Source organism: Exiguobacterium sp. s50 (assembly GCF_018618175.1).
In the GTDB taxonomy this organism is placed as follows: domain Bacteria; phylum Bacillota; class Bacilli; order Exiguobacteriales; family Exiguobacteriaceae; genus Exiguobacterium; species Exiguobacterium chiriqhucha.
Map to the genome: position 1 here is coordinate 274,297 of NZ_JACSLP010000001.1, position 15,673 is coordinate 289,969.

Below are 15,673 nucleotides of genomic sequence, written 5' to 3' on the forward strand. Positions count from 1 at the left end.
GCTATGCAACTTAGTTCGGAATCGTCGCCACGGTCGCGAGCGCCTGCTCCAAATCTTCAATCAAATCTTGTACATCTTCGAGGCCGACCGAGATGCGGACGAGTCCGTCCGTAATCCCGAGTTCGAGACGGCGTTCCGCAGGAATTGATGCATGCGTCATCCGAGCTGGGACGCTAATCAAGCTCTCGACCGCGCCGAGACTTTCGGCGAGTGTGAAGTACTTCGTCTTCGCGACGACGAGTTCGGCCGCTTCGGCTGAACCGACATCGAAGGCGATCATTCCACCGAAACCACGTGCCTGCGACAAGTGGACCCGCTTCGCTTCTTCACTGCCGACACTCGGATGCAAGACACGGCTGACGGATTCATGCTTCGTCAAGTAGTCGACGAGCGCGAGCGCGTTCGCTTCAATCGCTTCCATGCGGACCGCGAGCGTCTTGATGCCGCGAACAACGAGGAAGCTGTCTTGTGGTCCGAGTACCGCGCCGACTGAGTTTTGCAAGAACGCCAAACGCTCTCCAAGCTCTTCCGTGCGGGCGACGACGAGACCGGCGACGACGTCGCTATGGCCGCCTAAATATTTTGTGGCGCTATGAAGCACGTAGTCCGCCCCCAATTCGATCGGGTTTTGGAAGTACGGTGTCATGAACGTGTTGTCGACGACGAACAGGACGTCCGCCTCGTCGGCGATGGCGCGGATGAGGCGCATGTCCGTCACGTTCAACAACGGGTTTGTCGGTGTCTCGACGTAAATCATTTTCGTGTTCGGCTGGAGCGCTTCACGGACCGCTTGCGTATCGGCCGTATCGACAAAAGTTGCCTCCAAGCCAAGTGATTGAAATACTCGATTGAATACACGGTACGTTCCCCCATATACGTCAGAACCGACGATGACGTGGTCCCCTGATTTCATTAACATTAAAATCGTCGAGATGGCTGCCATCCCAGAACCGAACGCAAACCCGCTGGCACCGCCCTCGATATCGGCGATTAGCGTCTCAAGTGCCGTCCGTGTCGGGTTGGCCGTCCGCGAATATTCATACCCTTCGCGGAGATTGCCGATGCCGTCTTGCTTATACGTGCTCGTCTGATAAATCGGTGGTGTGACGGCTCCCGTCAACGGGTCCGTTGTTTTACCGCCGTGAATGAGTGCTGTTTTTGTACGCATATTCTGCCTCCTTGACTATTCCTTGACTTAAATAACGTTCAACGCTGTCCGGTAAAATCGTCACGATGACGCCTTCTGTCATCTGAGCCGCTTCTTGTACGCATGCCGCGATGGCCGCTCCGGATGAACTTCCAACGAGCAAACCTTCTTGTTTGGCGAGGTGGGCGACATAATAGAACGCCTCTTCGTCCGTAATCGTGTAAATCCCGTCGACGAGCTCGCGCGGCAAGAACGCCGGCCACGCCTCGACGCCGATGCCTTCTGTCTTGTGCGGCCCTGGTGCTCCACCGTTCAAAATCGACCCTTCCGGCTCGACGACGATCGTCTTCGTCCCGTTCGGCCGCAACTTGCTCGCGACACCTGTAAACGTCCCCCCTGAGCCGGCCCCGGCGATGAACACATCGATGTTCGGCAGGTCGGCCTGAAGCTCGAGCGCGAGCGTGTCGACGTATGCGTCCGGATTATCCGGATTCGAGAACTGTTCCGGCACATAGGCGTCATGTTCGATGGCGAGCTCTTTCGCCCGCGCGATGGCCCCTTTCATCCCGAGCTCCGTCGGCGTGTTGACAACGGTCGCCCCGAGAAGCGCCATGAGCGCTTGCTTCTCTTGACTGAACTTCTCCGGAGTGACGGTCATCAACTTGATGCCGTGACGTTGACAGGCGAGTGCGAGCCCGATCCCGGTGTTCCCGGCCGTCGGTTCGACGACCGTTCCCCCGCGTGCGAGTTGTCCACGTTCAAGCGCCCGTTCAATCAATTGCAGACCGAGCCGATCCTTGACACTACCGCCCGGGTTCATCATCTCGAGCTTGCCGTACACTTTGACACCCGGAGGAACCGGTAACGTCCGCAATTCGAGAAGAGGCGTCTCCCCGATCAATTCATAGACGCTTTGGACAATCATTTACGCTTCGTCCTTGAAGATGATGTGCCACTCGTCACGCTTAGCAAGCATGTCGGCCGCGAGCTTCTTCGCGCCCTCGAAATCGTGATGGTTCGCGCTGCCGCATTGAATCGGGTTTTGCGCTGGAAGTTCTGTCGCATTTGCTGCATCGCGGAGTGTCGCTTCGACGAGGTCGAGCATCGCTTCGTAATCCCCATCGTTCAACATCGTCCAATAGAAGCCTGTCTGGCAACCCATCGGCGAGACGTCGATGATTTGATTCGAGTGGCTGCGGCTGTTCTCGGCAATCAAGTGCTCGAGCGAATGGACGGCGCGCATCGGCATAAGCCCTTCGTTCGGTTGAATGAAGCGAATGTCATATTTATAAATCGTATCGGCCGTCCCTTTCTTCACTCCAGCTAAACGGACGTAAGGCGCTTGTACTTTTGTATGGTCTAAATTAAAGCTTTCGACTTTATAACTTTTCATGATTGAGTTCCTCCTGATTGTTTCGTGGCCACGACGAGCCAGACGAATTTATTTTTTTGCGTGAGCGTAACCGTATAGCCGTTTGCTTCGAGCATCGCTTGAATCGTCTGGGTATATGGATAAAACTCTCGATTCAAATCCTCGAGTAAATCGGTATAGCCGTTCGCTTCGGCCCAGTCCAAGATGTCCCGTTTCGCTGTTTGCGAGGCGAACATCGTATCGAGCAAGACGAAGCGCGGGGCGTCGAGGTGTTCGACGTAACTTCGAATCGCCGTCCGTTTCTCATCATCCGTCAAATGATGGAACGCATAGGATGACACGATTGTATCGACCTGTTGATCCGTCGGATAGTTGAGAAAGTCACCGTCGACGATATCGAGCTGTAACTTCTCGGCCGCGACGGCCCGCATTTCCGGAGACGGTTCGACCGAAATCAATTCGTGGCGCTCCAAGATTTTTGCACTCAAGTTCCCTGTCCCGCTTCCGAATTCCATGACCCGGCCTTCTAATTGGTCGACGACCTCGTTGAGCATCGTCTCGTACCCGGCGAACACTTCACGATACTGTTCGTCATGTCCGGTCACGGTCGCGTCATATTCTGACGCCCATTCCTTAAAAATGTCCATGAATTGTAATCCCATGTTGTCACCCCATCATCTTTATTCCGACTATATCGATAAGTTTTATATGATTTATCTACTACAGACTGTATCAACTTTAGATTAAAATCTCAAGCGAATTGCCCATATTGTTTGAGAGAGATGAATTATTTATTGTTAATCCGATGAAAGAGTCAGGAAATGAGAAAAGACCTATCCACATTTTAACGTGGATAGGTCCAAAGTAATTGTCAGAATCTTTTAATTTGTTCAAATTCATTACCCTATCGTTTAAAAAATAGGAAGAATTTTGGTTTGAAATCCGCTATCCTTTTCCACAAATGGATTTATTTTTTCAAAAAACGATTGGAGGATACTAAATTGCCACAACCGAAATTTTATTTGAACGTCTCCCTCGCGACTTGCCTCGCGTTGACGCCCGGCCTACTCGGCCTCGGCGCAGAACCTGTCCTAGCCAAGCCATCTGTCAAACAAAGCGTGAGCTCGACCGACAAACATGAGAAATTGCGCGTCGTCGTCGAACTTGTCGGTGCCCCAGCAATCGAACAAGCAAAGAAAAAGGGTAAAAAGTTTAACGAGTTGACGAAAACGGAGAAAGACGGCGCTCAAAAGCTCGTCAAAGCCGAACAAAAGAAAGCGAAAGCTGCCATCTCGAAAAAAGGCGTCAAGGCCGTGACGCTCGAAGAGTTCACGACCGTCTTCAACGGTTTCAGTACGATGCTCACAGCGACCGACGTCAAAAAGGTCGAGGCGTTGCCTGAAGTCGCAAGCGTCCACGTCGTCAACGAGTACGAACGTCCAGAAGTCAAACCGGACATGGTCACGAGTAATGGCATGGTCCAATCACAGCAGACGTGGGGCGATTACGGGTTCACGGGCGAAGGGACGATCGTCGCTGTCATCGATACAGGCGTTGACGCCGACCACCGTGACTTCCGTCTTACGGATGATTCAAAAGCCGAGTTGTCTCAAACAGAAGTCGAGACGGCCGTCAGCACGTTCGGCATGCCTGGAGCTTACATAAACGAGAAAGTCCCATACGCTTATAACTATTATGATGAGAACGATGATATCCGTGACGATTCACCTGGCGCCTCGATGCACGGGATGCACGTCTCGGGTACTGTCGCCGCCAACGGGGATGAAGCGGCCGGTGGCTTGAAAGGTGTCGCTCCTGAGGCACAAGTGCTCGGGCTCAAAGTATTCAGTAACGACCCGAACTATGCTTCGACATACGGCGATATCTACATTAAAGCCATCGATGACGCCATCAAACTCGGTGCGGACGTCATCAACATGAGTCTCGGCTCAACGGCCGGATTCGTCGATGCCGACTCACCGGAACAACAAGCCGTCCAACGTGCCGTCGATAACGGTGTCTTCATGTCGATTTCGGCTGGAAACTCGGCTTACTTCGGCAACGGTTACGACCTTCCGTACGCCGATAATCCGGACACGGGCGTCGTCGGTGCCCCGAGTGTCAGCTCGGCGTCGACATCCGTCGCTTCGCTCGAGAACGATCAAATTCAATTGGACGCGTTCTCAGTCAAGTCGGGTGACGCCACTGACAAAATCGGTTGGAAAAAACAAGACGGTCCTGCCTTCACGCAAGGCAATTACGACCTCGTTTACGTCGGCGACGGCCAACCGAGCCAATACGTCGGAAAAGACGTTAAAGGAAAAATCGTCCTCGCGGTTCGCGACGGCAGTTACTTCTATTCAAACATTCAACAGACAGCCGAAGCGAACGGCGCAGCTGGCGTCATTGTCCGTGGAGCTGTCGGTCACGGCGATTATGTGAGCATGGCATTGGCCAACCCGAAAATCCCGATGGCCTCGCTTAGCATCAAAGACGGGAACACGTTGCAACAACGTCTCCTCGCTGGTGAACAGATGACAATCGGCTTTGCCGGCGATCGCCTCAGTGTCACGAACGGCGCGGCCGGTCAGCTCTCGAACTTCACGTCGTGGGGCATGACGCCAAACCTCGACTTCAAGCCAGAAATTTCAGCACCGGGCGGACAGATCTTCTCGACGTTGAACGATAACCAGTACGGCTTGATGAGTGGTACATCGATGGCTGCCCCACACGTGGCCGGCGGAGCTGCCCTCGTCCTCGAACGCGTCGACCGCGACTTCAATTTGACAGGAACAGCACGCGTCACGATGGCGAAGAACTTGCTCATCAACACATCGAAAGCTGTCACGGATATCGGACCGCTCAACAAACAGTTACAACAAAACCTCCCTTACACGCCGCGTCGTGGTGGAGCTGGTCTCATGCAATTGCATGCTGCCGTCTCGACACCGGCAATCGCGTACGAGAAGAAGACGAAAGAAGCGAAAGTCGCGCTCAAGGAATTGAACCGCAGCAAGGCGACGTTCACGCTTGTCGTCGAGAACTTGTCGGACAAGGCTGTGTCGTATAACGTGTCTTCGTCACTCCAGACCGATCTCGCTATCGAGCAGACGTCTGGACTCGTTCAGAACGCGATGGAAGCCCAAGCGCTCGAGAATGCAAAAGTGACCGTCAACGGGAAGAAAGTCAGTACGGTCAAAGTAAAACCGAACGCGAAAGTAGAACTCAAAGTCGCACTTGACGTCTCGAAAGCGAAAGTGCTCAATCCGAAAACGCTCGACGGCCTCGTACCGGCGAAAGACGTCTTCGAGAACGGTTACTTCGTTGATGGATTCGTCCGCTTGACGGACGTCAACGGTCCTGAGGGCAACCCGTCACTCGTCGTACCGTTCGTCGGTTTCGAAGGAGACTGGGGCAAGGCGCCAATCTTCGATGCCTCCATCTATGAAGACGGCTCGTTCTACGAAGTATCAGGTATGGTCGATCAAACAGGGAACTATCTCGGTTCGAACCTTGACGAATCGGTCTCTGCCGACGCAATCGCCTTCTCACCAGACAAAGATGGCTCAAAAGATGTCGCTGTACCGGTGTTCTCGTTGCTCCGTAACGCCAAGGACGTCAAGTATCGCATCGTCGACGAGGCCGGCAATGTCGTCCGGACGTTGTTCCAAGACGAAGAACTTCGCAAGAACTACTTTGACGGCGGTGCCAACACACCTTATTACTACTCGGCCGCTTACACATGGGATGGTCAGTTGAATGGCAAACCAGCCCCGGCCGGCAAATACTTCTATGAAATCGAAGGAAGCATCGATTACATGAAAAAACAAGCCCAGACGCTTCGCTTCCCAGTCAAAGTCGATTACACGGACCCGACGTTCACGACGAAATGGCAAGGGGAGAGCTTGGCGGTCCAAGCGAAAGATGAGTTCTCAGGCATCCATTCGGTCGAATATTTCTTGAACGGAAAATCCGTCGCCAAGCAAGCTGATGGCAAGGCCTATACGTTCACAGGCGTCAGTGACGCCGATCAAGTCAGCGTTCGCGTCGTCGATCACGCTGGCAACAGCACAACGAAGACGGTCGCTTACTCGACAGACGCGGATAAGCCTGGAGTGTTCGTGAACGCCCCGCTCGCTTTGACGCCATACGCGACATCGGTTGTCCCGGTCGCTGGAACGATTCAAGACGCATCTGCGATCCAGTCGTTCCAAGTCGACGGTGTTGACGTTCCGCTCACATGGGACGATGCGAAGAAAGAACACATCTTCGACACGACGCGGACGTTCGCGGACGGTGTCCATAAGTTACGGTTCGTCGCCGAGGATGCGGCTGGAAACGTGACCAACTTCCAACGTGCGATTTTTGTGGATACGACACCAGCCAGCATCGAACTTGGAAAACTACCGAAAAAAATCGGTAAAAAACAATCGACGGTCAACGTCTCTGTAACGGTGAAAGACAACTTCGACGAAGTGAAACTTCTCGTCAACGGCGACTTGAAATTCAGCCAAGCGCTGAAAGAACCGTATGAGATGCGTTCATTCGCGAAAACACAGACGGTCACGCTTCCTGTGACGTCAGGTGAGAACACGTTCACGTTCGAGGCGACCGACCTCGCCGGCAACGTGACGACGAAGACGATCACACTCGTCAAATAATAATTCGACAGGCTCGCGCCCAAATCGCGAGCCTGTTTTTTCTAGGTACAAAAACGGCTCCCGCATCCGCGAGAGCCGTTTGATGTGTTAATTCAATTCGAGCGCATAAGAGACAGCGGCGAGCGCATAGAGCGGCGCCGTCTCCGAACGCAAGATGCGTGGTCCGAAAGCACAGGCCTGTGCCCCGCGTTCCGTCCACTCATTCACTTCACTTTCGTCAAAGCCGCCTTCCGGCCCGACGATGAGCAGGAGCTTCGCCCCAGGTCGAAGTGCTTTCAACACCGTCGCAAACGCTGCTTGCTCCCCTTGCTTCGCTTGTTCTTCATAGGCGATGACGACGGCATCGAACGAATCGATGCGGTCCGTCAGTTCCCGTGGTGTGATGTGTTGGCACATCGGAACGACGGCGCGGTACGACTGTTCGGCCGCTTCCTGCATGATTTTCTGGAGCCGTTCGACTTTTTTCGGTGCCTTTTTGGCGTCCCATTTGGCGACCGAGCGCTTCGATTCGAACACCCAGAAGTGATGCATGCCGAGCTCAGTCCCTTTTTGGGCGACGAGTTCGACTTTATCGCCTTTCGGAAGCGCATAGGCGAGCGTCACGTCGACGGGAAGTTCGGTCGTCGCTTGACGGCGTTCGAGCACCCGGGCCGTGCCCGTCTTCTTCTCGAGCGTCACGACCTCAGCCTCATATTCGAGGCCGGTACCGTCTAAAAGCACCATGCGATAACCGGGCGTCTCCCGGAGCACTGTCCCGATATGATGGACGACGTCGGCCGGTAAGGTGGCCGTGTCATTAACAAATGACTCACGCGGTAAAAAGTATCGTTGCATGGCTCATCCTTTCTTCGCGATGATGGCGACCCAGTCTTCCATGACCCGTGTCTCTTCAATCGCGAATCCGGACGCCTTGAGCGCCTCTGTCACCTCGGCCCGCTTCTGTCCTATAATACCCGACGTGATGAAGTAGCCGCCCGGTTTGACGCGCGCATATGCATCATCGATGAACAGCATGATGACGTCGGCCAAAATATTGGCGACGACGAGGTCATACTCCCCCGTCATCCCTTTCAACAAGTCACCCGTCTTCACGTCGATGACGTTGCCGACACCGTTCGTCTCGACGTTTTGACGCGCCGATTCGACGGCGACCGCATCCAAATCGAGTGCCTCGACTCGTTCGGCCCCAAGCTTCGCAGCAGCGATGGCGAGGACACCTGAACCCGTGCCGACATCAATCAATCGGTCACCCGGTCGGATATAGTTCTCGATCGCCTGAATGCAGAGCATCGTCGTCGGATGCGTCCCCGTCCCGAACGCCATACCCGGATCGAGTAAGATGACGTTCTCTTCCGGTTGTGGCTCATAATCTTCCCAAAGCGGAACGATCGTCAAATGTTGTGAGATTTTGACGGGCTTGTAGTACTGCTTCCACGAATGGGCCCAGTCCTCTTCGTCCATCTCGACGACCGTCACGTCACCGGTGCCGATATCGAGCACATGACGCAAGCCATCCACTTCTTTTTTGAACGCAGCGAGCGTGTCTTGAAAATCACCTGAGGCCGGTACGTATGCTTTCACATAAACACCGGACGTCGGATACGATTCACGGCCCGACACGTCCCAAATCTCGCCGAAATGGTCTTCGGCCATCATCTGGTCGTAATCTTCGACGTCCTCGATGACGACCCCTTGTGCCCCCACTTCATGTAGTAAATTCGATACGGCTTCGACTGCCTGCTGTGTCGTGTGGACACAAATTTCAGACCATTTCATTGTTTGAACACGCTCCTTTTACTGGCTAAAAAACTTCTTCATCTTTTGGAACAGGCCGTGTTGTTCTTCGACGCCTGCTTCTCCGCTAATCTCTTCGAATTCACGGAGCAATTCTTTTTGACGGTCGGTCATATTCGTCGGCGTCATGATGACGATATTGACGTACTGGTCGCCATTGCCGCCGCCGCGGACGCTCGGCATCCCTTTGCCGCGCAACCGGAATCGCGAACCGGTCTGCGTGCCGGCTGGAACTTTCAAACTCACTTTGCCGTGGACGGTCGGAACTTCGAGTTCCGCGCCGAGTGCGGCCTGGGCGAACGTGACCGGCATCTCCATCGTGATATGTTGGTCGACCCGTTCAAAGATTTCATGCGCCCGGACGCGAACGACAATATACAGGTCGCCGGCTGGGCCGCCGTTAAAGCCAGGACCGCCTTTGCCTGATAGACGGATTTGTTGGCCGTTGTCGATTCCAGCTGGAATCTTGACTTCGACTTGCTTCTGTTTCTTCACATGGCCAGAGCCGTGACACGTCTCACATTTTTCTTTAATCGTCTTCCCGCTTCCGTGACATTGGCTACACGTCCGTTGATTGACCATCCGGCCGAGAATCGTGTTCTGTTCGACCGTCTCGACACCGCTGCCGCCACAACGGCTGCACGTATCCGGTTTTGTTCCCGGTTTGGCGCCGCTGCCCATGCACGTGTCGCATTCGACTTCAATCTCAAGATCGATGATTTCCGCCTTGCCGGTCACACTCTCCATGAAATCGAGGTCGACGACGTATTGATAGTCTTCCCCGCGTCGTGGAGCGTTCGGGTCTTGACGACGTCCCCCACCGCCACCGAAGAACATGTCGAAGATGTCACCGAAGCCGCCTTGGAAGTCGCCACCGCCGCCGAATTGGCTGGCCCCTTCAAAACCGAAACGGTCGTATTGGGCCCGTTTCTGTTCGTCTGACAATACTTCGTATGCTTCACCGAGCTCTTTGAACTTGTCGGCCGCATCCGGCTCTTGGTTGATGTCAGGGTGATACTGGCGTGCCAGCTTGCGATAAGCACGTTTGATGTCTTGTGCCGAGGCCGATTTATCTAGGCCAAGCACTTCATAATAATCTCGTTTCGCCACGTTACTCTCTCCTCTACACTGTCTAAACTAAAATTCTACCGAATCTACCTTAACATGGAAAGAGCCAAAGCAGAAACCTGCTTTGGCGCTCTCCTCTCTATCGGTTGCCTTATTTGCGATCGTCGAGATCTTCAAACTCAGCGTCAACGACGTTGTCGTCTTTCGCTTCCGTCTGCGTCTCTGCACCTTCAGCACCTTGCTGTTCAGCCATGTTCGCATATACTTTTTGCGTCAACTCTTGCACGACGTTCGACAATTCGTCTTTCGCCGTACGGAGGGCTTCGAGGTCTGTGCCTTCGAGTGCCGTTTTCGCTTTTTCTTTCGCAGCTTCAGCGCGCTCTTTGTCCGTAGCGTCGACTTTGTCGCCGAGGTCTTTGATCGCCTTGTCCGTTGCGAAGACGAGTTGGTCTGTCTCGTTGCGGAGTTCAGCTTCTTCTTTACGTTGTTTGTCAGCTTCCGCGTTCGCTTCCGCTTCTTTTACCATACGCTCGATTTCAGCCTCGTCGATCCCTGAAGACGATTGAATCGTGATGGACTGTTCTTTGTTCGTACCGAGGTCTTTCGCCGATACGTGAACGATTCCGTTCGCATCGATGTCGAATTTGACTTCGATTTGTGGCACGCCACGTGGTGCCGGCGGAATGTCCGTCAACTGGAAGCGACCGAGTGTCTTGTTGTCTGGTGCCATCGGACGTTCCCCTTGGAGGACGTGGATGTCTACCGCTGGCTGGCTGTCAGCCGCCGTCGAGAAGACTTGTGATTTCGAAGTCGGGATCGTCGTGTTGCGATCGATCAACTTCGTCATCACGCCACCCATCGTCTCGATACCGAGCGAGAGCGGAGTCACGTCGAGAAGGACGACGTCTTTGACGTCACCGGCAAGGACGCCACCTTGGATTGCGGCACCGAGGGCGACGACTTCATCCGGGTTCACGCCTTTGAACGGCTCTTTCTTCGTGAAGTCGTGAATCGCTTTTTGAACCGCTGGGATACGTGTCGAACCACCGACGAGGATGATCTTGTCGAGGTCAGACGGTGTAAGACCTGAGTCTTTCAACGCGCGGCGTGTCGGCTCCATCGTGCGCTCGACGAGGTCGGCTGTCAACTCTTCGAATTTCGCACGTGTGAGTGTCGTTTCAAGGTGAAGCGGACCAGCTGCTCCGGCCGTGATGAACGGAAGGCTGATGTGCGCGCTCGTCACACCAGAAAGGTCTTTCTTCGCTTTCTCGGCTGCATCTTTCAAACGTTGAAGCGCCATCTTGTCTTGAGCGAGGTCGATGCCGTTCTCTTTTTTGAATTCTGCCACGAGATAGTCGATGACTTTTTGGTCAAAGTCGTCACCACCGAGACGGTTGTCCCCTGCTGTTGCGACAACTTCGAAGACGCCGTCGCCAAGTTCGAGAATCGAGACGTCGAACGTACCGCCACCGAGGTCATAAATCAAGATCGTGTGGTCTTCACCTTTATCGAGACCGTAAGCGAGTGCAGCTGCCGTCGGCTCGTTGATGATTCGTTTGACGTCGAGACCAGCGATTTTCCCTGCATCTTTCGTCGCTTGACGCTCCGCATCGTTGAAGTAGGCAGGAACAGTGATGACTGCTTCCGTCACCGTTTCACCGAGGTAGTCTTCTGCATCTTTTTTCAATTTCTGCAAAATGATTGCCGAGATTTCTTGCGGCGTGAATTTCTTGCCGTCAACTTCGACCGTATGCGACGTTCCCATGTGACGCTTAATCGATTGAATCGTGTTCGGGTTCGTGATCGCTTGACGTTTCGCTACTTCTCCGACTTGACGCTCTTCGCCTTTGAATGCGACGACAGATGGTGTCGTACGGTTCCCTTCTGCGTTCGAGATGACGACTGCTTCTCCACCTTCCATAACTGCCACACATGAGTTCGTTGTACCTAAGTCAATTCCGATAATTTTACCCATTGTCTATTCCTCCATCTAATTAAGTAATGTTATTCTGAGACTTTTACCATGCTCGGACGAATGACGCGTCCGTGCATCGTGTACCCTTTTTGAAGCTCCATCGTCACGATGCCCGATTCGAACTCATCGCTCGGCTCTTGCATGACCGCTTGATGATAGTTCGGGTCGAACGGTTGGCCAACCGCTTCAATCACTTCGACGTTCTCACCGTTCAAGACGTCGAGTAACTGGCGGTGAATCATGTCGACGCCCGCTTGAATCTGCTTGGCGTCGTCCGAAGTCGCCTCGACTTGGAGCGCGCGCTCGAAGTTATCGATGAGCGGAATCAACTTCTCGACGACCGTCTGTGACGCGAACTTCACGCGTTTCGCGTTCTCTTCGTTCGTCCGACGACGGAAGTTATCAAAGTCCGCACGGATGCGGAGCTCGCTCGCTTTGAGTGCATCGATTTCTTTTTGTAAATCCGTCCCTTCAGAAGTTTCTTCCACAAACTCAACATTTGAAACCTCTTCTGCTTCGACAGCCTCTGTCTGTTTCGGATCAAAATCTTTTTCTTCGAGCACTTCTTCTGGTTCAGGCCCGTTTTGTTTGTCAGTTGTCATAATGAGGCTCCTTTCCATCACTCTTCTAATTTCGTTCGCCTTAACGCCTCAATGATTTGTCCCATCATTTGGACACCGTGTCGATAGTCCATCCGGGTCGGTCCAATCATGGCGATTGTCCCGAACGTCTTCCCGTCGAGCGTATAGTCGGACGTGATGACGCTACAATTTTGAAGCGCGACGATGCCATTCTCGCTACCAATGCTCACATAAATCTCGCGGTTTGGCAACGATTCGAGCCAGTCGGTCAACCGTTCCTGTTCATCGATCCATTCGAGGAACGGACGCAACGTGTCGAGCGTCTGAAACTCAGGTTGGTTGAAGATGTTCTTCTTCCCCCCTAGATATAGCGAAGCAGGATGTTGGACTTCGACGGTCGATTGAATGAGTTGCATCATGAACTCAAATTGTTCCTGGTGCGCGAGTCGAAGTTTGGCCACTTCTTCCCCGATTCGGAACTTTAGCTGACCGAGTGGAGTCCCTTTGAGACGATCGTTCAAGAAACGAATCGTCTGTTCGACCAAGTCAGGCGCCATCGGAGAGTCGAATACGACCGTCCGATGTTCGACGTGGCCTTGATCGGTCACGATCAAGACGACGCCGCGCCGTTCGTCGAGCGGCATCAAGTCGATTCGGGCCAGGCGATTCATCTGGCTGTTCGGACCGAGTGCCACCGTCGTATAGTTGGTCAAATCAGAGAGCAGGTCAGCGGCTTGACGGATGAGCACTTCCGACTCTTGGGCCGAAGCGCGCAGTCGTTCACCGAGACGATACGTCTCGCGCTCGTCGATGATTTTCGTCTCGACGAGATGGTCGACATAATACCGATAGCCGATTTCGGACGGGATTCGTCCGGCCGACGTATGCGGCTTTTCAATCAAACCCATGTCTTCTAAATCGGCCATGTCGTTACGGATCGTCGCCGAACTGAATGATAAGTCATCCCGCTTCGATAACGTCCGCGACCCGACCGGTTGAGCCGTCTGAATATAATCATCGATGATCGCTCGTAAAATGAGCAATTGTCTCTCTGTCAGCACAACATCACTCCTCTCTGAAGGATTGGCCTCGCTTTATTAGCACTCATATTTACTGAGTGCTAATCACACTTCAAATATTATCATGTTCTCCTTATTTGTCAATTCATTTGGCTCATTTTTTCCAGTCCGTTCAAGCGTTCGGATATGCATGTTTCGTCAACATTCGGTATGATACGAAATGAGGTGATTAGATGTTTACAACACAACAATTCGACGTATTCACGCAAGACGGACTCGACGCCCGGATGGCCGGGATCCGCTCAGAGATTCAACCGCTGTTCCACCGGATTTATGACGAGGTCGGGCCTCAGCTCGAAGCCGACGTCGGCATCCCGCTCTATTTACATGTCGCCAAGCATGCCCGCCGGACGGTCAATCCGCCGAAGGACACGTGGATGGCGATCTGCCATGACAAACGCGGCTATAAGAAACATCCCCATTTCCAGGTCGGCTTATTCGACGACCGCGTCTTCGTCTGGCTCGCCTTCATCTATGAGATGCCGAACAAGGAAGCAATCGGCCGCCGGCTTATGGCACTCGACTTCAAATCGGATTTCCCTGACTTCCATATCGCCGGGGACCATATGAAGAAAGACGCGTTTTTAATCGAGGATATGTCAACCGAATCGATTGAGACGATGACGGAACGCTTCGCGACCGTGAAGAAAGCTGACTTCTTAATCGGCCGCCAACTTCCGGCCGATGCGTCGATCCTTCAAAACGAAGCCGCCTTCCTGGCGCTCGTCGAGGATACGTTCAGCCGGCTCATGCCGATTTATCGAGACCTAGTCTTATAAACAATCAAGGGCGGACCCAAGTCGGGTCCGCCCTATTTTTATGATAATGAAGGTTGATCGTGAGCGTCATTCACACGCGCTTCACCGATGAAGGCCGCGAACGCCTCATTGGCGAGCGGGAGTCCCGACTCGGTCAAGCGGACGTGTGTGTCCGTCGTCTCAATCAACCGCTTCGCCTCGAGCTCCGTCAAGACGTGCCCGAACACCGAACGCATCGATACACCGTACTTCGACTCGAACGTCGCAAACGACACGCCTTGGCGCATCCGGAGTCCGAGGAACAGTTCTTCTTCCATCTTCTCGAATATCTCGAGCGTCGTCGTATTGCGGACCGGTAACCCTTCCGCTTTGATATAGTGCGGAATCGGGGCGATGTTCGCCCGACGTTCCCCGTTCAAATAACTATGCGCGCCGGCGCCGAAGCCGTAATACTCTTCATTGCGCCAGTACACTTGGTTATGACGGCTCTCCCGCCCTTCGAGGCTATAGTTTGAAATCTCATATTGTTTCAATCCACGCCGTTCGAGCGTCTCCATCACTTTCAAATACATCGCGACTTCAATGTCCTCGCCCGGAAGGCGCAGCTTCCCTTTTCGCTCTTGAATCGCGAACACGGTGTGCGGCTCGAGAATCAACGAATAGGAAGACACGTGTTGAATCGGGAGCTCGAACGCCAAGTCGAGGTCGCGCTCAATCTGCTCGAGCGTCTGTTCCGGCAAACCGAACATCAAGTCAATCGAGATGTTATCGAATCGCTTCGCAGCTTCCGTCACGGTCGCAAACACGTCATCGGCCCGATGCGTCCGTCCGATGCGCTCGAGTCCGCCGTCGTCGAACGTTTGGACGCCGAAACTGACGCGGTTGACCCCTCCTTGCTTCATCGTGTCGAGTTTCTCCGCACTGACGAAGTTCGGGTTCGCCTCGACCGAATACTCCAAATTCGGAGACGCGAGCGGGAGCAGATGACGCGCGACCATATCCATGAGTCGTTTCATCTGCGCCTCATTGAGCGCCGTCGGTGTCCCACCGCCGATAAAGATCGTCTCGATCGTATCGGTCGGATATTGTTCGAGCGAGAGGATGATTTCCCGTTCAAGTGCATCTAAATAGTCATCAACCGGTTGGTTCTTTAAGAACACCTTGTTGAAATCACAGTAATAACAAATATGTTCACAAAATGGAATGTGAAGATATACGGCTTTAGCCATGGCGGCCAC

Annotated in this window: 13 protein-coding genes; 2 read left to right on the forward strand and 11 right to left on the reverse strand. The window is 53.6% G+C overall.

Features of this window, described 5'->3' with window-relative positions; translation table 11 throughout:
• Positions 1–10: 10 nt before the first annotated feature.
• The 4 genes from KNP68_RS01480 to KNP68_RS01495 are packed head-to-tail and all read right to left on the reverse strand — an operon-like array spanning position 11 to position 3,181.
• Entirely contained in the window at positions 11–1,168 is a 1,158-nt protein-coding gene (locus KNP68_RS01480) for a bifunctional cystathionine gamma-lyase/homocysteine desulfhydrase (RefSeq protein ID WP_214798478.1), read from the reverse strand.
• Positions 1,134–2,072, reverse strand: coding sequence for a PLP-dependent cysteine synthase family protein (locus KNP68_RS01485; RefSeq protein ID WP_021065679.1), 939 nt, complete (start codon positions 2,070–2,072; stop codon positions 1,134–1,136). Before KNP68_RS01485 ends, KNP68_RS01480 begins: the two co-directional genes overlap by 35 nt.
• Positions 2,073–2,540, reverse strand: coding sequence for an S-ribosylhomocysteine lyase (locus KNP68_RS01490; protein WP_021065678.1), 468 nt, complete (start codon positions 2,538–2,540; stop codon positions 2,073–2,075).
• Positions 2,537–3,181 carry a class I SAM-dependent methyltransferase gene (locus KNP68_RS01495; RefSeq protein ID WP_131471279.1) on the reverse strand — a complete coding sequence of 215 codons (645 nt, stop codon included), beginning with the start codon at positions 3,179–3,181 and terminating at the stop codon, positions 2,537–2,539. The genes KNP68_RS01490 and KNP68_RS01495 overlap by 4 nt, the downstream gene beginning before the upstream one ends.
• A 339-nt stretch (positions 3,182–3,520) precedes the next feature.
• Here KNP68_RS01495 and KNP68_RS01500 point away from each other — a divergent pair, with 339 nt between their 5' ends.
• Positions 3,521–7,180 (forward strand): S8 family serine peptidase, encoded by a 3,660-nt coding sequence (locus KNP68_RS01500; protein WP_214756528.1) that lies wholly within the window; start codon positions 3,521–3,523, stop codon positions 7,178–7,180.
• A gap of 87 nt (positions 7,181–7,267) precedes the next feature.
• Here the strand turns inward: KNP68_RS01500 and KNP68_RS01505 are convergent, their stop codons facing one another.
• The 6 genes from KNP68_RS01505 to hrcA form a co-directional block, all read right to left on the reverse strand.
• Positions 7,268–8,014, reverse strand: a complete 747-nt coding sequence (locus KNP68_RS01505; RefSeq protein WP_131471281.1) for a 16S rRNA (uracil(1498)-N(3))-methyltransferase — start codon at positions 8,012–8,014, stop codon at positions 7,268–7,270.
• Positions 8,015–8,017: 3 nt separating this feature from the next.
• Positions 8,018–8,956: a 50S ribosomal protein L11 methyltransferase gene (gene prmA / locus KNP68_RS01510; RefSeq protein ID WP_029595213.1), complete on the reverse strand. Its 939-nt coding sequence runs from the start codon at positions 8,954–8,956 to the stop codon at positions 8,018–8,020.
• 18 nt (positions 8,957–8,974) lie between these two features.
• Positions 8,975–10,084 carry a molecular chaperone DnaJ gene (dnaJ, locus tag KNP68_RS01515; protein WP_214798481.1) on the reverse strand — a complete coding sequence of 370 codons (1,110 nt, stop codon included), beginning with the start codon at positions 10,082–10,084 and terminating at the stop codon, positions 8,975–8,977.
• Between the two features lie 109 nt (positions 10,085–10,193).
• Positions 10,194–12,017, reverse strand: coding sequence for a molecular chaperone DnaK (gene dnaK, locus KNP68_RS01520; RefSeq protein WP_029595211.1), 1,824 nt, complete (start codon positions 12,015–12,017; stop codon positions 10,194–10,196).
• Between the two features lie 29 nt (positions 12,018–12,046).
• On the reverse strand, positions 12,047–12,619 hold the full coding sequence (gene grpE, locus KNP68_RS01525) for a nucleotide exchange factor GrpE (protein ID WP_029595210.1): 573 nt from the start codon (positions 12,617–12,619) through the stop codon (positions 12,047–12,049).
• A 17-nt stretch (positions 12,620–12,636) separates the two neighbouring features.
• Positions 12,637–13,659, reverse strand: coding sequence for a heat-inducible transcriptional repressor HrcA (gene hrcA, locus KNP68_RS01530; protein ID WP_029595209.1), 1,023 nt, complete (start codon positions 13,657–13,659; stop codon positions 12,637–12,639).
• Between the two features lie 191 nt (positions 13,660–13,850).
• Between hrcA and KNP68_RS01535 the strand changes: the two genes are divergently transcribed.
• On the forward strand, positions 13,851–14,456 hold the full coding sequence (locus KNP68_RS01535; RefSeq protein WP_131471283.1) for a DUF1054 domain-containing protein: 606 nt from the start codon (positions 13,851–13,853) through the stop codon (positions 14,454–14,456).
• 38 nt (positions 14,457–14,494) lie between these two features.
• On the opposite strand, the gene hemW is transcribed toward KNP68_RS01535, so the two are convergent.
• The gene (gene hemW, locus KNP68_RS01540) at positions 14,495–15,664 is read right to left on the reverse strand and encodes a radical SAM family heme chaperone HemW (RefSeq protein ID WP_131471284.1); all 1,170 of its coding nucleotides are present in this window, start codon (positions 15,662–15,664) and stop codon (positions 14,495–14,497) included.
• Positions 15,665–15,673: the final 9 nt, after the last annotated feature.